Below are 18,253 nucleotides of genomic sequence, written 5' to 3' on the forward strand. Positions count from 1 at the left end.
CGCCCCCCCCCCCCCCCCCCCACGCCCGATGCGCCGGGAGAAGTACGGTCCGCTGCCTTGTCGGGGACGGCGTGGGCGCCGCGCTCTGCGACGATGAGGGACACGTAGGGCCGGTCCGCGGCGGTGTCGTCATATTGTCCCGTGGTCGCGAAGCCGCAGTCGGCGAGGAGCTCGGGCCAGCGGTCGTAGGGCACCAGTGGGCCGTCGGGCCGGACGCCCCGGTCGGTGGAAAGCCAGAAGGAGTCCAGCAGGCCGAACACCGGAGCCAGGAGTTCCACGCTGTGGGTTTCCAGGGCGACCAGGTGGCCGCCGTCGGCGAGCAAGGTAGCCATGCCGCGCAGGGCGCGGGAGATGTCGCTCGTGGCGTGCAGGATGTTCGCGGCGATGACGAGGTCGTAGGCACCTGGCTCGAAGCCTTGGGCCACGGGGTCACTGCCTGCGTCCAGCACCTGGTGGATGAGGAAGTCGTAGGTGTGGAAGCGCTTCTTGGCGGGGGGGAAGAACGCGGGTGACACGTCGGTGAAGGTGTAGTGGACGCGCTCGGGCGGCAGGTGTGGCAACAGGGCCGCGGTGGTGGCGCCGGTGCCCGCACCGACCTCGAGGATGCGCAGCGGCCGGTCGGCGGGCCAGCCATCGACGACATTGCGGATCCAGCCGACGAGCGCATGGGTGTGCGGGGCGAAGAAGGTGCTGGCCTCGTAGAACCGTTGGACGAGGTTGTCGGACTCGGAGAAGAGGAGCTCCAGAGGGTTGGCGTCACCGGTGAGTACCTCGGCGAGGCGGCCCCCGCACACACCGTAGGTGAGGACGGTGACGCTCTGACCGGGAAAGTCCTCAAGCAGTCGGCCGAACAGTTCCTCGGGGCGTGGCGCGGCCGTGCTGCTCCAGGCGTCGGGCCCGGTGGCGGTGAGGACGCCGTGGCTGACGGCCTGGAGCAGCAGGACGTCGAGAAGCTTCGCGTGCTTGGCCTCGACTCCTGCGTCGATGAGGTCGGCCAGGCCGAACGAGGAGTGCTTCGAGGCCGGGAGCAGGTGGCGCACGGCCTGGGCCGTGAAGTGGGCGCAGACTTCGAGCAGACGCGGCTGGAGCGCGTCGCTGATCTGGTGCAGCCGGCCCAGATGGGCGTCATTCCGCCTTCCGACCAGGTCCGGCAGTGACTGCGGGGCAGGCAGCGGGCTCCGGCCGGGCTCAGGTTGGCCAGGTACGGGCGCCGCGCGCAGGACTTCGGTGAGGCGGTCCTGCTCGTCGACGGTCACGGTTTCGAAGCGTCGCAGTTCGCAGCCGAGCAGTTCCATGCACACGTCACCGTCGTCGTCGCACACGGCGATGTCCCACAGGGCGTCGGGGCCGGTGGCGCGGGTGACGTGGGTGAAGCCGGAGGAGGGCAGGGCCTGCCAACTGCGGATGGTGGTGATGCGGGCGGGCAGGAACGGGGCGGGTCGGTCCGCGGTGAACATCAGCGGCAGACAGGTCTGCAGGGCGCCGTCCACCAGCGTGGGGTGGGCGATGACCTCGGGCTCGGGCTGCATCGGCGCGGTGAACTCGTAGCGTCCTACGGTTTCTTCCGGCCCGGTGTGCAGGTGTGTGACGGTCCGAAATGCCGGTCCGTAGTCGAGACCGGCCTGATGGGCGGCTGCGTAGTGCTCAAGGGCGAGATGCTTGTTCGGCAGGCGGCGTTTCAGGGCGGCGATGTCCAGACAGGGGCGCTGTGGGCGCAGCAGACTCCGCACGCCGGCGCGGACGTGCTCGGTCCAGTCCTGTGCACCCGTGCGGCTTCGGATGGTGAGCCTGCCGTCCTGGGCAAGGTGAGTGGCCAGGTGGACGTCGTCCCCGTCCGTGGGGCTTGCCGAGTCGGCGCTCCAGTCGAGGGTCAGGGCTCGGTCGATGGACAGGCCGGTGATTTCGAGTGGTTCGTCGTGTCGGCTCCGCGCGGCGGCCAGAGCCATCTCCACGAAGCCTGCGGCGGGCCATACGACAGCGTCTGTGACCCGGTGGTCTTCCATCCACGACAGCCGGTCGGCGTCCAGACGGTTCAGCCACGTTGCCTCCGGCCCGGGTTGGCGGGAGCCGAGAAGGGGGTGGACACCGGCGGTGTCCTCGCTGGGGGCGTCTTCCTGCCACCAGGACGCGTCGCCGTTCCAGTGCCGCTCGCGCTGCCACGCCACCGCCGGCAGGTCGGCTACCGCGCCGGGACGGGGGAAGTAGCTGTCCCAGTCCACCGCTGCCCCGGTGGCGAGTACGCGCAGGACGGTCTGTTGCAGAGCGTCCACGCCGGCGAACGTCCGGGACAGTGTGGGAACGATCGTGCCGGGGGCGGAAGCGCCGGCGGTGGCACGTCGCAGATAGGCAGTCAGCACGGGGTGAGGGCCGATCTCGACCAGGACGTCGCAGGCGGCGTCCCCGGCTGTCAATTCGGTGGCGGCCTGGTGGAAGCGGACGGGGCGGCGGATGTTGGCCCACCAGTACCCGGCGTCCAGGGCGTCCCCAGACCCGGCGCGGCCGGTCACCGTGGAGATCATCGGAATGCGGAAGGACCCGGGGGCCAGGGATTTCAGTGCACGAGCCAGCTGGTCACGCACGGGGTCCATGGCTTTCGTGTGGAAGGCGTAGTCGAGGCGCAGGTCCCGGAAGAAGACGCCGTCGGAATCCAATGCGGCGCCAAGGGCTGCAAGGTCCTCGTGCGAGCCCGCGAGGGTGACGTCCTGGTCGGAGTTGACCGCGGCGATCTCCACGCGGTCGTTCAGCTGAGCCTGTTCGAGCCGTTCCCTGGCGGCGTGTTCGCTCAGGCCCACCGCGGCCATGCCTCCCGAACCCGCGGTGGCGGCCTGCCCGAGGCTGCGGGCGGCGATGACGCGGCAGGCTTGGGCCCGGGTGAGGCCACCTGCACAGTACGCGGCGGCCACTTCCCCGACGCTGTGTCCCATGACGGCGTGCGGATCAACGCCCCGGGCGGACAAGGCGGCAACCAGGCCCGCCTGAACAGCGAACAGCATCGGCTGCGCGACTTCCGTACGGTCCCAACGGGAGGCGTCGGCGCAGGCCAGCTCGTCGCGGACTTTCCAGCCGAGCAGGGGCTCCAGTTCGTTGCTGACGGCTTCGACTTCGGCGGTGAACGCCCCGTCCTGGTCGAGGAGTTCGGCTCCCATGCCCGCCCACTGCGAGCCGTTCCCGCAGAAGACGAAGCCGATCCGGCCTCCGCCCACCAGGCGTTCGGTAGCAGTGCCGACGTCCTGTCCTTGTGCCGCCCGGGCCAGGACGTCGGCGGCTTGGGCGGGGCCGGTTGCGAAGAAGGCCATACCGTGGCGGCGCCGGGTCCGTCGCCGGCATGAGGTGAAGGCGGCGTCGTACAGGGCCCCGGGCCCCTGCGAGGAGTCGGCGGCCATAGCGGTGAAGTGCTCCGCCCAGGACTCCAGGGCGGCGGTCAGCGCCTGGGGCGTATGCGCAGAAACGATGACCGGCACCGGTCGCGCTGCCGTGCTGACGACTGGCGCGGCGGCGACGTCGCTCACTGCGGCGCTGTCGGCGGTATCAGCCCGGGCTGGTTCCGCCGACAGCACAGGCGGTGCGGCCAGGACGGCGTGCGCGTTGGCACCGCCGATACCAAAGGAGTTGATGCCGACCACGACACGGCTGTCGCCGGGAACGGGGCGGGCGGCGAGTACCGGCTGCAGACCGAGGCGGTCGAAGTCGATCTTCGGATTGGGGGGATCGGAGTGCAAAGTCCTCGGTATGGAACGGGATTTGATCACGACCAACGACTTCAGGACTCCCGCCATCCCGGCCGCCGCTTCCAGGTGCCCGAGATTGGACTTGATCGAACCGATCGGCAGCGGTGTGTCGGCACGGTGGCTGCCGAGCACCTCCCCCAGCGCCGCGCACTCGACGGGGTCGCCGACCAGGGTGCCGGTGCCGTGCGCCTCCACATAGGAAACGTCGCGCGGGTCGATGCCGGCGGTGGCGTACACCCGGCGCAGCAGAGCGGCCTGGGTGCGTGAACTCGGCGCGGACAGACCCACGGTGCGGCCGTCGGAGTTGAGTGCGGTGGCCAGGATGACGGCATGCACCCGGTCGCCGTCGGCGAACGCGGCGGCCAGGGGTTTCAGGACGAGCATCACGGCGCCCTCGGAGCGTACGAAGCCGTCGGCTGCGGCTCCGAAGGGGTGGCAACGACCCGTCGGTGAGACCACTCCGGCCTGTGCAAAGCCGATGAAGGGGGCCGGCGACAGCATCAGGTTCACCGCGCCTGCCAGGGCGAGGGGGCTGCGGCCGGTGCGCAGATGCTCGCACGCCTGGTGCAGCGCGGTCAGGCCGGAGGAACAGGCGGTGTCCACGGCGCTGGACGGGCCGGTCAGATCCAGTTCGTACGAGACGCGGTTGGCCGTGATCGACAGCAATCCGCCGGTCGTGGTGTAGGGATTGCTCGAACGCAGGCGGCGCGCCTGCAGGTCGGCGTAGTCGTGGGTGGAGACACCAGTGATGACGGCGGTTTCGCTGCCGGCCAGGGCATCGATGTCGAGGGCGGCGTCGTCGAGGGCCTCGACCGCGCACTCAAGCAGCAGACGCTGCTGCGGGTCGATGCGGGATGCTTCCTTGGGAGCGATGCCGAAGTACGAGGTGTCGAAGCCGGTGACTTCCGGCTCGGGCAGGAAACCGCCCGCTATGGAGTGGAACTTGCCCGGCGTTCCCGGACGACGGGCTTGATGGGCACTGATATCGAAACGGTCCGATGGCATGGTGCCGACCAGGTCGCGCCCTTCATGCAGAGCATGGCCGAGCTGGTCCAGTCGGTGGATGCCGCCCGGCAGACGCAGGCCCACCCCGATCACCGCCACCGCATCAGCAGGCAGCGAGGCGGGGTCGGAGGCGGTGGAGGGGTAGGGAGAGGAAGGACGGGGTTCAGTCATGGATGCCTCCACGTAACCGGCGCAGGTTCGAATCTCAGGAATGGTGAGGGGACAACGGGGCGTGTCGGGTCAGCGCTCAAGTGCTGAGGGAGGTGCACGGACCGGGGCGGCGGCGTCCACTCCCCCGGAGCTGTCAGGCCGAGGGGCTACCCGGTCGGCTGCACGGGCTTCCGGCCCCATACGGAGACGGCGTGCATGCCGAGGTCCGTGAAGCCCGGATGGTCGATCATGGACAGCGCCGCGTCCAGCTCGCCGGTCAGGGGGGAGCTGTTCCTGGCCTGAAAGTCGCGGAGTTGAGCGAACGACAGACGCCAGAACTCATCCGCGGGACCGCCGTCACCAATCATCACCGGCTGCACCCCCATGCCGCCCAAGGTGAAGCCGCCGTCGGTCACCAGGGCTTGCAACCGTCGGCCCAGGCGGAGATCGCTGCCCTGGGAGACCCCAAGGGTCCGCTCGGCAACGTGCAATCCCTGACGCATCACCGGGTGGGGTGAGGCGTCGGCGGGCCCCAGGTCGAGATCCTCGACCAGGAGGAGACCACCGGGCCGCAGCCACTCAGCCATGGCAGCCAACACTTGTGCGGGGTCGGCCAGATGGCACAGGACCATCCGGGCGTGGATCACCTCGAAGGAGTCGGCGGGAAAGCCGTCCTGGGTCACGTCGTGGCACAGGACGGTGATGCGCTCTTCGGCCGCGAGCTCCTCGAAGAAGCGGGTGTCGATATCGGTCGCGGTGACGTCACCGCTCGGGCAGATCCGGGCCAGCATCCGGGCCACCGACCCAGAGCCTGCCCCGACTTCCAGACAGCGGGCCGTGGTGGGCACGCCTGCCTGTCTCAAGTAGTGCTCGGTGAACGGATCCCACAGGTCCTCCAGTGCACGCAGCCGACCCTGCTCACCGGTCCTCTGGTGGCCGAAAGCCCCGGCTTTGTAGCCGGGCGCCACCTCGGGTCCTGACTGGCGCCGGGGTATGGAATTGAGTCGGGTCAACGAGGGGCCTCCCTAAGGACTGTTCCGTACGGATGATCTTGCCATGCCGGTCTGATCACGGCGTTGGGGCCATCCTGGACAGCCCCGTTCACCGGGCTGAACCCGCGGCAGTTCGGCAAGCTGGTCACTGCGATGCGGAGCGAAGGTACGGACCAGGTGCACAAGGGTCGACCGTGGAGCCTGACTCTGGAGGACCGGATCCTGCTCGTAGCGGCCTACTGGCGTACGAACTTGACGCTGCGGCAGCTCGTCCCGCTGTTCGGGGTGTCGAAGTCGGCCGCCACCGCATCATCGGCCACCTCGGACCGTCGCTTGCGCTTCAGCCCCGGCAGCGGTTCCGTGAGGACGCCGTGCTGATCGTCGACGGCACCTGGTGACCACGCGGGATCATACGGTTGCCCAGCAGTCGAAGAACTACCGGTACTCGACCAACCACCAGGTCGCCATCGACGCCGACTCCCGACTCGCCGTCGCCGTCGGCCAGCCGGTCACGGGCAACCGCAACGCTTGCAAGGCGTGGGAACTTTCCGGTGCGAAGGCCGCCGCCGGTCGGGCCACCGCCCCCGGCAGCTGTTCGCTGACCGCGGCTACGACTACGACAAGTACCGCCGCCTGCTGCGGAAACGCGGCATCAAGCCGGTCATCGCCCGCCGGGGCGTGCCCCACGAGAAGGTTCTGACCTGACGCCCAATCAGGAAAGTCGGCACCGAGTCAGCAACAACCCTGCCAGAGCAGGCTTCACACTGCCGAACCTGCACATGCTCGAAAGGCCGTGAAAGCTACCTCCGACCTGCATGTTTACCTCTCTTGCCGGGGGGATCGTAGAGTCACCTCCCCAGGTGCCCGCACATGTGGAAGAGATTCTCCGCGTAACCGAGGCCGGAGTCCGGGAGGATCGGGGCCGGTCCCCGGCGGCGGCGCTGGTCGGCGGCGACCACGGTCGGCAGCTTCGCCGGCAGGGCCAGGGACTTGGCGCGGTTGGCGGCGGGGCTGCCGTCGTCCTCGGTGGGGTCCTCGGCGCCGAAAGAGCTGACGGCGGTGCGCAGCACGTCCATGGGGTGGCAGGTTTCGGGCAGCCGGTTCAGCAGCTCGGACGTGGTGCGCTCCAGCGGGCGCAGGGCGCGTTCGCGGGCCTGGAAGTCCGCAGCCGGCCCGGGTCGGGGAGTTCGCCGTACCACAGCAGGTGGGCGACCTCTTCGAAGGAGCGGTGCGCGGCCAGCTCCTGGACGGGGTAGCCGCGGTGGGTGAGGGAGTTGGTCTCCTGGATCACGGTGGAGATGCCGGTGGTGTCGGCGATGATGCCGGCGAGCCCGCGGTGGATTCCGGGCATGGTGGTGGTCATGGTGTGGGCCTCCGGTGTCAGGTGCCGGGCGGGAGGGTGAAGTCGAAGACGGCCGTGTCGAAGGCCGTGTATTCCTCGTAGCCGAGGAGTTCGTAGAGCCGGGAGCGGGACTGCATGCGCGGCAGCAGGGACTCCTGGGTGCCCTCGGCTGCGAGTGTGCGCAGGCCGTCCTCCACGGCTCCCATGGCCAGGCGCAGCAGGGTCACCGGGTAGAGGGCGATGTCGTAGCCGAGGTTCTGGAGGGTGCGGGTGCCGAGCAGGCGGCTCTTGCCGAACTCGGTCATGTTGGCGAGCAGGGGTACGGGAACCGCTTTGCGGAACGTCTCGAACTCGGCTTCGTCGGCGAGGGCTTCGGGGAAAATCGCGTCGGCGCCCGCGTCGACGTATGCCTTCGCCCGGTCGATCGCCGCGTTCAGGCCCTCGACGGCGCGGGCGTCGGTGCGGGCCATCAGCAGGAAGCCGGGGTCACGGCGGGCGTCGACGGCGGCGCGGATGCGGCGGGTCATCTCCTCGCGCGCCACGACGGCCTTGCCGTCGAGGTGGCCGCAGCGTTTGGGGTTGACCTGGTCCTCCAGGTGGAGTCCGGCCAGGCCCGCGTCCTCCATCAGCTGGACGGTGCGGGCCGCGTTCATCGGTTCGCCGAAGCCGGTGTCGGCGTCGATGAGGACGGGCAGGTCGGTGGCCCGGGTGGTCTGCTGGGCGCGGGCGGCGATTTCGGTGGAGGTGGTCAGGCCGATGTCGGGCAGGCCCAGGTCGGCGGCGAGTACGGCGCCGGAGAGGTAGGCGGCTTCGAAGCCGGTGTCCTGGATGAGGCGGGCGGAGAGCGGGTTGAGGGCGCCGGGCATGGTCAGCAGGCGGCCGGTGGCCAGCCGCTCGCGCAGGGCGCGGCGGCGCTCGGCCGGGGTGGTGCGGGTGTGCAGCATCAGAACAGCCCCTTCGGCAGACCCGCGTCGTACGCGGCGACGGCATCGGTGTCGGCGGCCGGGAACAGCCCATCGAGGCCGGCGGTGGTCAGCTCGGCCAGGTGCGCGGCGGCGGCCAGGAACCGGTCCTGGCCGTCCGGTGTGACGATGCCGTCGGCGAGGGTGCGGAACTTGCCCTCGTAGGCCGGGCGGTCGAAGGGGCGGGCGCCGGACGGGTGGGCGTCGGCGACGGCGAGTTCGTCCTTGATGACCGTGCCGTCGTCGAGGACGATCACCGCGCGTCCGCCGAAGGCACGGCGGTCCGGGTCGGGGTCGTGGTAGCGCCGGGTCCACTCCGGGTCCTCGACCGTCGTGATCTTCTGCCACAGCTCGACGGTGTCCGGGCGGCGGGCGCGGCCGGGGGCGTAGGAGTGCTCGTGGTGCCAGGTGCCGTCCTGGAGGGCGACGGCGAAGATGTAGGGCACGGAGTGGTCGAGGGTCTCGCGGCCGGCTGTGGGGTCGTACTTCTGGGGATCGTTCGCGCCGGAGCCGATGACGTGGTGGGTGTAGTGGCTGGTGTGCAGCACGATGGAAGCCACCCGCTCCAGCGGGCCGGTCTTCTCCCGCAGCCGCCGCGCCAGGTCGATGACCGCCTGGGCCTGGTACTCGGCGGAGTGCTCCTTGGTGTAGGTGTCGAGGATCGCGCGGCGGGGCTCGCCCGGTTCGGGGAGGCGGACGGTGTAGTCGGCACCGGGGCCGTCGAGCATCCAGGCCAGGAAGCCGTCCTCGCCCTCGTAGACCGGGGACGGGGAGGTCTCTTTGCGCATCGCCCTGTCCACGGCCTCGATGGCGGCCTTGCCGGCAAAGGCGGGCGCGTACGCCTTCCAGCTGGAGATCTCGCCCTTGCGGGACTGCCGGGTCGCGGTCGTGGTGTGCACCGTCTGCTGCACCGCCTGGTACACCGTCTCCGTCGGCAACCGCAGCAGGGCGCCGAGGCCGCAGGCGGTGGCGGCGCCGAGGTGGGCGATGTGGTCGATGCGGTGCGCGTGCAGGCAGATGCCCTTGACCAGCGCGACGTGGATCTCGTACGCGGCGACGATGGCGCGCAGCAGGTCGGCGCCGGTACGGCCGGTGTGCTGGGCGACGGCGAGCAGCGGCGGGATGTTGTCGCCGGGGTGGGCGTAGTCGGCCGCCAAGTAGGTGTCGTGGTAGTCGAGTTCGCGCACGGCGGTGCCGTTGGCCCAGGCGGCCCACTCCGGCGAGACCCTGGCGCGGGAGCCGAAGACCGCGGCTCCGGGGGCGGCGGCGCGGTGGGCGGTGGCCTGGGCGCGGGCGACGGCGACCGGGCGGCGCGTCAGGGAGGCGACGGCGACCGCGGCATTGTCGATGACCCGGTTGACGGCCATGGTGACGCTGTCGGCGTCCAGCTCCTCGGTGGCGGTGGCCACCGACGCGAGTTTCCAGGCGAGTTGCTCCTCGCGCGGGAGCCGGTCGGCGCTGGGACGGACGCGGACGTGGTGCTCGATCACGGGACTCCTCATGGTGTCGGCGTTCCTGTGGTGATGACCGTGAGACTGCCCGGTGGGCGTACCGGCGTACCAGCGTTCCTGCGTGCGGAATCCGTACGCGGCCGAGCTGCGAATCCGCGGAATCTGCGAACTCTGCGGATGCTACGTTCACTTCCCCCGCCGCCGTGGCACCGCTGCCCGGCGGCCCACGACGGGGAGGTGCCCCATGGCCCGGCGACCGGCAGGCCGCACGGTCTACGCCCACGCCGAGCTGCGCCGCCCGCGCCGGGAACACGGCATGAACCAGGTGGACCTGGCCCGCGCGCTGGGCATCTGCACCAGCTACGCCAACCGGATCGAACAGAGCCAGCGCCCGCTGACGGTCCCGGTGCTGCTGCGGATCGCGGAAGTCTTCGGCGTCGACACGGAGTTCTTCTCCGAGGCCGAAGAGGACCGCCTCGCCACCGATCTGCGGACCGCCCTCGCGGATGAGGCGTGCGGGGTGCCGCTGCCCGCCGCCGCGGAGATCACCGAGGCCGCCCGCGCCCACCCGGAAGTGGCCCGTGCCCTGGTCGCCCTGCACCGCCGCTACCGGGACGCCGCCGAACAGATCGCCGTGCTCGCCGCGCCCGACGCGTCCGATGCGCCGCTGCTGCCCGGCGAGCCGCACGACGAGGTCCGCGACTTCTTCTACGCCCACCACAACCACTTCACCGCGCTGGACGCCGAGGCGGAGCGCATCGCCGGGGCCATGGAGCTGGAGCCGGGCCGGGCGTCCGTGCCACTCACCGCACGCCTCGCCGAGCGGCACGGCGTCCGCGTGGTCCGGGCCGCTGCGCAGCGCTCGTCCGACGCCAGGCGCTACGACCCGCACACCGGCCTGCTGTTCCTGCCCCCGTGGCTCAGCGACGGCCGGCGCGCCTTCCAACTCGCCACCCAGCTGGCCCTGCTGGAGCAGGGACCGCTGCTCGGCCGGCTCGTGGCGAGCGCCCCTGAGCTGACCTCTCCGGATTCGGCGGCGCCGGCCCGCATCGGCCTGGCGAACTACTTCGCGGGCGCGCTTCTGATGCCGTATGCCGCCTTCCACACCGCGGCCGAGGAGGTGGGCTACGACATCGAGTTGCTGTCGGCGCGCTACGGCGTCGGCTTCGAGACGGTCCGCCACCGCCTGACCACCCTCCAGCGCACCGGCCGCCGGGGCGTGCCGTTCTCCTTCCTGCGGGTCGACCGGGCCGGAAACATCTCCAAGCGGCAGTCGGCGACCGACTTCCACTTCTCCCGGCTGGGCGGCACCTGCCCGCTGTGGACGGTGTACGAGGCGTTCTCCGCGCCCGGCCGGATACTGGCCCAGGTGGCCGAAATGCCGGAGGGCAAGCGGTACTTCTGGATCGCACGGACCCTCGCCCGCCACGGTTACGGCCACCGCGCCCCGCGCGCCGAGTTCGCCCTCGTGCTCGGCTGCGAACTGCGCCATGCGCACCGTCTCGTCCACGCCGAGGGTGTCGCGCTGGACGGCGCCGGTGCGGCCACACCCGATCAGCCTGGGCTGCCGGATCTGCGAGCGCCGCGACTGCGCGCAGCGGGCACGGCCACTGTCCGGCGGGCGGCCGGCCATCGACCCCGACCGCCGCACGTACGTCCCCCACCCCGTCGTCCACCGCGCCACCTGACCGCGGCGCACCCGAAGGAGCTTTTGTGACCAGCCGTGTCCTGCTCGTCTCGCCCGCCACGACCGCGTCGCTGCGCCGTGCGGCCTTCGACGACGGCGACCCGCTCGACACCGCGGGCGCGGCGCAGGCCCGCGCGGCGGCCGGGTCGCTGACCGCGCCGGCCGCCGTCGTCACCTCGCCGAGCGTCCGCTGCCGGGAGACCGCCACGGCACTGGGGCTCGATGCCGGGGACACGCCGGCGGAACTGGCCGGTCTTGACGCGGGAGGCTGGCGCGGCAGGACGCTGGAGGAGGTGAGCGCGACCGAGCCGGAGGCGGTGGCCCGCTGGCTCACCGATCCGCGGGCGGCGGCGCCCGGCGGGGAGTCGGTGGCCGCCGTGTGTGAGCGCGTGGCGCACTGGCTGGACGCGCTCCGTCCGGCGGGGCGGGTCGTCGCCGTGGTGGAGCCGGAGGTGGTGCGGGCCGCGGCCGTGCGGGCGACCGGGGCACCCGATGCCGCGTTCTGGCGCTTCGACGTGCCGCCGCTCACGTGCACCGAACTCAGCGGACGGGCCGGACGGTGGAACGTGCGACTCGGGGGTCCGCTCACCGCCATCTGAGAACGCGCTGCGCTCCACCGCCTTCAGGGAGCGCCTTCCGGTGACCGCACAGCAGTGCCGCGAGAGGGCCCCCGGATGATTCCGCGGGCCCTCTCGTACCGGTCGGTCGTGTCACCGGCCGGTCATGTCACCGCCCGGCCGGGCACCGCCGTCGCCGCCGGACGCAGCAGCCGCTCGGCCAACTCGCCGAAGAGCAGGCCGAATCCGGCCCACAGCGTGAGCTGCATGGCGAGGGCGGAGAGCCGGAAGCGCCACAGCAGGGCCGCGGGGAAGTGCTCCGGCGTCTCGTTGATCGCGGGCAGGAAGGCGAACGCGAGGCCGACGACCACGGCGAAGGCGGCCACGGCAGCGACCGTCGCGTACCAGGCGCCGATCCTCGGTGCGAGCCGCTTGCCCAGGAGGGTGGCGGCGACGGCGAGGAGCACGCTCAGCACCATCATCAGGAAGTACAGGGCGGTCCGCTTGCCGATGGTGTCGGGGTTGCCGACGGCGGGCGGGTTGGCCGGGTACTTCAGGAACGGGACGACGTACACCGCGAGCAGAGCGCAGCCGGACAGCAGCAGCGCGGTGGCGCGCGGGCCGAACCGGCCGACGCGGCCCAGGGCGAAGCAGTGGACGAGGGCGGCGATCCCGCCGAAGGCGATCCCGTACACCAGGACCCCGGTGGCGAGTCCGGCGGTGGACTGCACGCCCCGGGAGACGAGTTCGACCTCGTGTTCATGGGAGTGGCCCGCGTGGGCCTCCTCGAAGCCGATGGCGCTGTCGACGTTCGGCTCACCGAGGAGGTACGCGACGATCAGGGCGAGCAGCCCGGCGCCCAGACCGGCGAGCATGCCCCGAACGAGCAGGTTTCTTACCGTTGTTGAGTTCATGAGTATGCGGCGCCCCTCGCGTCAGTGGCAGGGGAAGCCGAGGAGATGGCGGGCGTCGTGCACCCACTCGTGGACTCCCGCGCCGCTGAACACGGAGGTGGCGCCCTGTTCGGCGCCGACGAAGTACAGCAGGATCAGCATCAGGATGCCGAAGAAGACCGCCCAGGGAGCGACCGCCTTCAGCGGCAGCTTGGCCGGTACGGCTGGATCGGTGGCGGTCGGCTGGGCGACGTGCTGCGCCATGGCGGTGCCTCCTTTGGGAGTTCGCGTCCCATCTCGGTGGTGCACAGGACGACGGCCACGGGTCTGACTCACACACCCGCCCCGTCCACGTGGACGGGGCGGGTGTGCACACAGTGGCGCGACCGTGCCGGTCTTGCACCGGCTTCCGTCGTACCGTCGTCGATATCGCACCGAAGGTACCGCGTGTCGCAGGCCCGGCCAAGGCCCGGTCCACGGCGTGATCCCGCTCGCCGGGCGGCCGGACCCGCACCGCCACCACCCGCTCACCCGCTGCCGGTCACCTCAGCCCCTCGCCCTCCGTCTTGCCTGCCCCGGTGAGGTGGTTCTGGAGGCGGGCGTGGCGGAACTGGTACACCGCGCCGGCGCGGCGCAGGGCGCCTCGTTCGCAGGCGTCTTCCAGGAAAGCGACCAGTCTCCAGGGCAGTTGGCCCGTCAAGGGGAGCCAGATGCGGGCGAGGGCGACCCACTGGCCCCAGGCGGTGAGGCAGAGGCAGTAGCCGATTCCGGCCCCGAAGGCGGCTTCGATGCCGAAGGCGAGGCCGAGTTGGAGGCTGCTGATGGGGTCGGCGGTGAGGCTGCCGACGAGTCCGGCCACGAGTCCTGGGATGAGGGCCCAGACGAGGAGATGGGAGATCACGTTCGCGTGGTTCGACCGCAACAGGTCGGTGCAGCTGGCAGCGGCCTTCACGTCGATGGGGGTTTCCAGCCAGGTCATGATCCCGAGTACGAGCCCGGCCGAAAGCCCGACCTCGGGCGGGAACACGAGCGCGGACAGGAGCCCGCCCCCGAGCCCGTCGTCGAGCCCGAGCCGCGGCACGACGACTCGGTCGACGAGCACGAGTACGACGGCGACCGCGAACCCGATCAGGGCTCCGGTCATGACCCGGGTCATGACCCGGGCGGAAAACCGTGCGCCCATGTGTCGTGGACGGCCGAAGAGGCGTGCCCGTACGGGCGAGGGTTTGAGGAGGTCACTGCTGTCGGCGAGCCAGTAGACGAAGCCGAATGCCAGCCCGGTCACGAGCCCGTGCAGGAGTCCGGCGACGGTTCCGCGCCGGATCGCGAAGCCAAGTCCGTGCGACGTGGCGATCAGGTCGATGGGGATGTTGCCGACGCAGGTGACGATCGCGAAGGACAGTCCCGCAAGGAACGCGATCAGGACGGTACGCGTCCAGCGGCTCATCGAGGTGCCGAGTTTCCACCAGGCCAGGTCGGGGGTGTCGAGCTGCTTCAGGTGGTGGGCGAGGTAGCCGAGCCACCGGTGAGCGCGCTGCGGGTTCCAGCTCCGGGCAGGTGCGGTACGCCGGTCGCCGGGCCGCCGCTGGTAGACGGACGGGATGAAGCTGCTCAGGAGATGGTCCTCCAGGGCTTCCCGGGTGGTGAACCGGCCGTCTTCCAGCAGCGCTGCCGGGCTGCGTTTCGGCTCGCCACTCTCAACCTCGTCCTCGTTCTCCGGCTCGCTCTCATCGCTCTCGCTGTAGATGGTGCGGGCGAGGGAGACCATCAGGGGTGTGGCCAGCACTGCGGAGAGGGGTGCCTCGGGCCTGTCACGCAACTCGGCCAGTACGCGGCCCCATTCGGGCATGGCGTCCTCAGGGCTGCTGAGGATCAGGTATTTCCCCGAGTCGGCCAAGGTGAGATCGGTCAGCTCGACAGCCGCAGCGTGTGTCAGACCTCTGGTGCTCTTCCTTTTCGCGGCGGCGTATTCGTCGGAGCGGCTGGTCAGGACCAGCGGCAGCAGGCTGAGGTGGGAGAGTTCCTTCAGCGCCGCAGGGCGGAGGCGCTCGGCGATCTCGTCGAATCCGTCCAGGACGGGCAGGATCAGTCCCCGCGCGACCAGCGCGGCGGCCAGCGTCCTGCCGTCGTCGCCGATCGTGGCCAGGCCGGGCTGGTCACGGATCAGTTGGCTGCTCAGCCAGTCCACCAGCGGGTCGGTGGTGGGGTTCCACGACCCGAGGCTGAAGATCTCCGGAACGGGTTCGCCGGAGGCGCGGGCCTGCAGCCGATCCAGCACGAACCGCAGGCCCAGGATGGTCTTTCCGGAACCTGCGCGGCCCAGCACCACAAGGCGACGGGAAGGGATTTTTTCGTAGGTCTCGGCGATCCGGTCCAGACATCCGTCCAGGTCCAGAGGGTCGGCCGTTTCCCCGTAGGACGTCCGAAGGATGTTTTCCCAATGATCCATCAGGCCCTTGCGCGCCGTTTTCCAGCGCACGGGCAGGGGCCTCGGATCCTGGATCTTCCGTCGTTCCTCCTCGCGTAGCCAGCGTTCCTCCACCGCGGCGGCGAGTCTGTCGGCGGTCTGGGCCAGCTCGCCGTGCGGTGCCTGCGCCGGTACGCCGCCGACGTTCACCACGCCGATGGAGTTGGCCTGGATGACCGGCCCGGTGTGGGAACCGCTCACCTCGTTGTGCACCGGCGGCTCGGCGCCGGCGGACGAAACCTCGGCCATCTCAGTCCTCCGGCCCGTCGGCGTCGGCCCGGCGCCGCCTGCGCCACCAGACGCGCCCCATTGCTGCGGCACCGGCCATGGCACCGACGACCAGGACGCCGACGACCGCACGGAGCGGGGCCGAGAGGTCCGAGCCGCGGCCGATCGCGGATGCGGTGGGGGAAGCGGTGGGGGAAGCGCCGGCCGGGGCGGCGGAGGCCGACGCCGTGCCGCTCGCGGTGGCCGACGGGTCCGCGCCAGGACCGGTGGAGCCGGACCGTCCGGAAGCCGATGCACTCGGGCCGGCCGACCCATCCGACCCATCTGCCCCACCCGACCCGGCAGTTCCCCCTGTCCCGCCCGGCTCAGCCGTGGGTATCCCCTTCGTCTCCGAAGCCGTCGGACTCGGCTCGACCGGCCGGATCGTGAATGACGCCAGAACACCGTCCTGCCCGGAATTCAGACCGCACGACGAGTCGACCTTGCCCAATGGCGTCTCGCCGCCACTCGCGTCTCTCGGCAGAATATGCATGGCAATCCCGCCGACAATGGCCTTCCCTGCCCCCGGCCGGTGAAAAACGAGCGAAGGCAGCGTCCCGCTCGCCTTGACCGTCAGTGAGCCGGAACCCGGGACCTTGGTCACGGGCACCTTGAGCCGCATGGAGATGGGGATCTCACCCTGCGGTGAGGCCACGACCGCGTTCACGGCTGCGGTGCCCTCGACGGTTGCCGCACCGGCCATGCGGAGCGACTGCGTGATGGTGGAACTGACCGTCGCCGAGGTGCTGATGGGCGAGCGGGGGGTGGGCCGGCCGACGACGTGCGTATGCGACGCATTCCATACGACCGAGGCCGTCATCGGCTGGTCGCCTATCAGGGGGTACGAGCACGTGTAGTGCAGAGTGCGCGGATTCGCGTCCGAGGCAGCCGGCCCGGCTCCGAACAACCACCCGACGCTGCCCACGACGGCCACTGCCGTGAACAAGCGGAGACCGCGGCCTCTCACGCCAGCCGTCGGTAATTCAACAAGCATGTCTCCGCACTTTACGCAGCGATATCGGTGGGCGCTGCTGAAATGGCCGAACCTTTACGCATTGCACCGGACCTCCATCAGAACGAAATCCAGTTACCGCTGTGCCTCCGTCTCCTCCTGATCCATGGCGTCGCCCGCAGCACCGACCGCCTCCCGGATTCCGTACCCACGGCGCCCCGTGCTGGACACCAGCACCACCACCGCGGACACTGTCCACCCTCGGCCAAGTTCGTTACGGCGCACGCGAATTCGTTCCCTGTTGCAGCCGTCCTTTCCCGAGCCCTCGCGCTCGGGCAAACCGGAAGCACCGCGCCGGGGCCCGATGACAGCCCCGTCCCCGGCACCAGCCCACACCCGACATCCGGCACCTCTCCCCTGGCATCGTGCCCAGGTCCGATATCCGAGCGGACCGCCCCTGCACGGCCCCTCGCTCGGACCCCGGACCGGGCGAGGTCACCGGCCCCGCATACGATGTGCGGGTGACCTGGACCCTGCAACGCCACGTGCGCCCGCGGCGTACGTTCATGCTGCTGGTCCTGGCGGTGCTGGCCGGGCTTCTGGCGATGCACGGTCTCGCCCCCGGCGGCCTGCCGGCCGGGCACGCCGCGATGTCCGCCCCGTCCGGCACTCATCTGACCCCCGCCGCCTCCGTGCACGAGGCCGGGGATGCCTGCGAGCACGTCTCCGGCCACGGCGCGGGCGGTCACATGCACCACGCGGACGCGACCTGCGCGGCCGCCGGCACCAGCACCGCGCCCGCCCCGATCACGCCGGCCCTGCTCCCCAGCGGGCCGGACGCCGACGTGGCCCCGCCGGGCTGGCCCGCCACCCCGGCCGCCGCCGGCCGGGCCCCGCCCGACCTGACACAGCTGCAACTCCTGCGGATCTAGAGGCGCCCGCACGGCACCCGCACGGCCCCGGCCGAACGACGGTGGTGCCGCGCTCCCGTACGCCTTTCCCCATCCGCACCCTCCTCAAGGAGTTGCCTCCTCATGACCGCACGCCGTTCTCTTGCCCGCCGTTCGCTTAATCGCCGGGCCACCGCCGTCGCCGCTGCCGCCACCGCCGCAGTGCTGCTGGCCGCCTGCGGCAGCAACGACAAAGCTGCCCCCTCCGGAGACGGCAAGGGCTCGATGGCCTCCACCCCCTCGGCTGCGGCGGCCGCCTCCCACGGCACTCACAACGCCCAGGACGTTGCCTTCGCCCAGGGGATGATCCCCCACCACCGCCAGGCCGTGGCGATGGCCGAACTCGCGCCGAGCCGCACGAAGTCCGCTCAGCTCAAGGAGCTGGCCGCAAAGATCGAGAAGGCCCAGGGTCCGGAGATCAGCACCATGTCGGGCTGGCTCAAGGGCTGGGGGGAGAGCGTCCCGTCCGGGGAGATGCCTGAGATGAAGGGGATGGACCACTCCGGCGGCGGCATGCCCGGAATGATGAGCGACGGGGACATGAAGAAGCTGGACAAGCTCTCGGGCGCGGCGTTCGACACGGCCTTCCTGAAGATGATGGTCGGGCACCACCAAGGTGCCCTCGACATGGCCAAGACCGAACTGTCCAAGGGCGCTTACGGCCCCGCCAAGGACCTCGCGAAGTCGATCAACGCCTCTCAGTCCGCCGAGATCGCTCAGATGAAGAAGTCGCTCGGCGAGAGCTGATCCGGCTCCGGAACGGGGGGACGGGAGGGGCGGGCGCCGTCGGTGCGCCGGCCCCTACCCGGCCAGGCCCCCGGCCGACGTCCCCGACCAGGTGGGCCGCGGA

The 18,253-nt window shown here is 70.9% G+C and carries 11 protein-coding genes and 4 pseudogenes; 6 read left to right on the plus strand and 9 right to left on the minus strand.

The genetic code is table 11. The annotated features are described in order from the left end of the window. Both LIU39_RS08010 and LIU39_RS08015 read right to left on the minus strand, forming a co-directional pair. Nucleotides 1-4,904, minus strand: a 4,904-nt coding sequence (locus LIU39_RS08010) for a type I polyketide synthase (protein ID WP_227045882.1), incomplete at its 3' end; no start/stop codon positions are given. Between the two features lie 146 nt (nucleotides 4,905-5,050). Next, complete coding sequence (locus LIU39_RS08015; protein ID WP_227045883.1) at nucleotides 5,051-5,851, minus strand: class I SAM-dependent methyltransferase; 801 nt, start codon at nucleotides 5,849-5,851, stop codon at nucleotides 5,051-5,053. Between the two features lie 96 nt (nucleotides 5,852-5,947). Between LIU39_RS08015 and LIU39_RS08020 the strand changes: the two are divergent. Then, nucleotides 5,948-6,449: pseudogene (locus tag LIU39_RS08020) on the plus strand (helix-turn-helix domain-containing protein); the annotation flags it as partial. Continuing rightward, a pseudogene (locus LIU39_RS08025) lies at nucleotides 6,434-6,562 on the plus strand (IS5/IS1182 family transposase); the annotation flags it as partial. The pseudogenes LIU39_RS08020 and LIU39_RS08025, both read left to right, overlap by 16 nt. 179 nt (nucleotides 6,563-6,741) lie before the next feature. Here LIU39_RS08025 and LIU39_RS08030 read toward each other — a convergent pair. From LIU39_RS08030 to LIU39_RS08040, 3 genes and pseudogenes are all read right to left on the minus strand, one after another. Continuing rightward, a pseudogene (locus LIU39_RS08030) lies at nucleotides 6,742-7,238 on the minus strand (citrate/2-methylcitrate synthase); the annotation flags it as partial. Nucleotides 7,239-7,255: 17 nt separating this feature from the next. Beyond that, the gene (gene prpB, locus LIU39_RS08035; RefSeq protein ID WP_227045884.1) at nucleotides 7,256-8,161 is read right to left on the minus strand and encodes a methylisocitrate lyase; all 906 of its coding nucleotides are present in this window, start codon (nucleotides 8,159-8,161) and stop codon (nucleotides 7,256-7,258) included. After that, entirely contained in the window at nucleotides 8,161-9,669 is a 1,509-nt protein-coding gene (locus LIU39_RS08040; RefSeq protein ID WP_227046040.1) for an MmgE/PrpD family protein, read from the minus strand. The genes prpB and LIU39_RS08040 overlap by 1 nt, the downstream gene beginning before the upstream one ends. 205 nt (nucleotides 9,670-9,874) lie before the next feature. On the opposite strand from LIU39_RS08040, the pseudogene LIU39_RS08045 reads away from it, so the two are divergent. Both LIU39_RS08045 and LIU39_RS08050 read left to right on the plus strand, forming a co-directional pair. Then, nucleotides 9,875-11,318: pseudogene (locus LIU39_RS08045) on the plus strand (short-chain fatty acyl-CoA regulator family protein). A 25-nt stretch (nucleotides 11,319-11,343) separates the two neighbouring features. Then, nucleotides 11,344-11,916: a histidine phosphatase family protein gene (locus LIU39_RS08050; protein ID WP_227045885.1), complete on the plus strand. Its 573-nt coding sequence runs from the start codon at nucleotides 11,344-11,346 to the stop codon at nucleotides 11,914-11,916. 122 nt (nucleotides 11,917-12,038) lie between these two features. Here LIU39_RS08050 and LIU39_RS08055 read toward each other — a convergent pair whose 3' ends face one another. From LIU39_RS08055 to LIU39_RS35505, 4 genes are all read right to left on the minus strand, one after another. Continuing rightward, complete coding sequence (locus LIU39_RS08055; protein WP_227045886.1) at nucleotides 12,039-12,788, minus strand: CbtA family protein; 750 nt, start codon at nucleotides 12,786-12,788, stop codon at nucleotides 12,039-12,041. 21 nt (nucleotides 12,789-12,809) lie between these two features. Further along, the gene (locus LIU39_RS08060) at nucleotides 12,810-13,031 is read right to left on the minus strand and encodes a CbtB domain-containing protein (RefSeq protein WP_227045887.1); all 222 of its coding nucleotides are present in this window, start codon (nucleotides 13,029-13,031) and stop codon (nucleotides 12,810-12,812) included. Between the two features lie 277 nt (nucleotides 13,032-13,308). Next, nucleotides 13,309-15,483, minus strand: a complete 2,175-nt coding sequence (locus LIU39_RS08065) for an NACHT domain-containing protein (RefSeq protein ID WP_227045888.1) — start codon at nucleotides 15,481-15,483, stop codon at nucleotides 13,309-13,311. A gap of 1 nt (nucleotide 15,484) precedes the next feature. After that, nucleotides 15,485-16,495: a DUF6801 domain-containing protein gene (locus LIU39_RS35505; protein ID WP_372463825.1), complete on the minus strand. Its 1,011-nt coding sequence runs from the start codon at nucleotides 16,493-16,495 to the stop codon at nucleotides 15,485-15,487. A gap of 479 nt (nucleotides 16,496-16,974) precedes the next feature. Here LIU39_RS35505 and LIU39_RS08075 point away from each other — a divergent pair, with 479 nt between their 5' ends. Next, a complete protein-coding gene (locus LIU39_RS08075) occupies nucleotides 16,975-17,385 on the plus strand; it encodes a DUF6153 family protein (RefSeq protein ID WP_308409353.1) in 411 nt (136 codons plus the stop codon). Nucleotides 17,386-17,487: 102 nt separating this feature from the next. Further along, complete coding sequence (locus tag LIU39_RS08080; protein ID WP_227045890.1) at nucleotides 17,488-18,150, plus strand: DUF305 domain-containing protein; 663 nt, start codon at nucleotides 17,488-17,490, stop codon at nucleotides 18,148-18,150. The last annotated feature ends 103 nt before the right edge of the window (nucleotides 18,151-18,253 follow it).

The sequence above is a fragment of the Streptomyces pinistramenti genome, from assembly GCF_020564935.1.
Taxonomy (GTDB): domain Bacteria; phylum Actinomycetota; class Actinomycetes; order Streptomycetales; family Streptomycetaceae; genus Streptomyces; species Streptomyces pinistramenti.

Excerpts from the sequence above, each read along its gene's own strand:
- LIU39_RS08080 (WP_227045890.1), top strand. The coding sequence starts at position 17,488 with ATGACCGCACGCCGTTCTCTTGCCCGCCGTTCGCTTAATCGCCGGGCC.
- LIU39_RS08060 (WP_227045887.1), bottom strand. The coding sequence starts at position 13,031 with ATGGCGCAGCACGTCGCCCAGCCGACCGCCACCGATCCAGCCGTACCG.
- LIU39_RS08055 (WP_227045886.1), bottom strand. The coding sequence starts at position 12,788 with ATGAACTCAACAACGGTAAGAAACCTGCTCGTTCGGGGCATGCTCGCC.
- prpB (WP_227045884.1), bottom strand. The coding sequence starts at position 8,161 with ATGCTGCACACCCGCACCACCCCGGCCGAGCGCCGCCGCGCCCTGCGC.
- LIU39_RS08065 (WP_227045888.1), bottom strand. The coding sequence starts at position 15,483 with ATGGCCGAGGTTTCGTCCGCCGGCGCCGAGCCGCCGGTGCACAACGAG.
- LIU39_RS35505 (WP_372463825.1), bottom strand. The coding sequence starts at position 16,495 with ATGCTTGTTGAATTACCGACGGCTGGCGTGAGAGGCCGCGGTCTCCGC.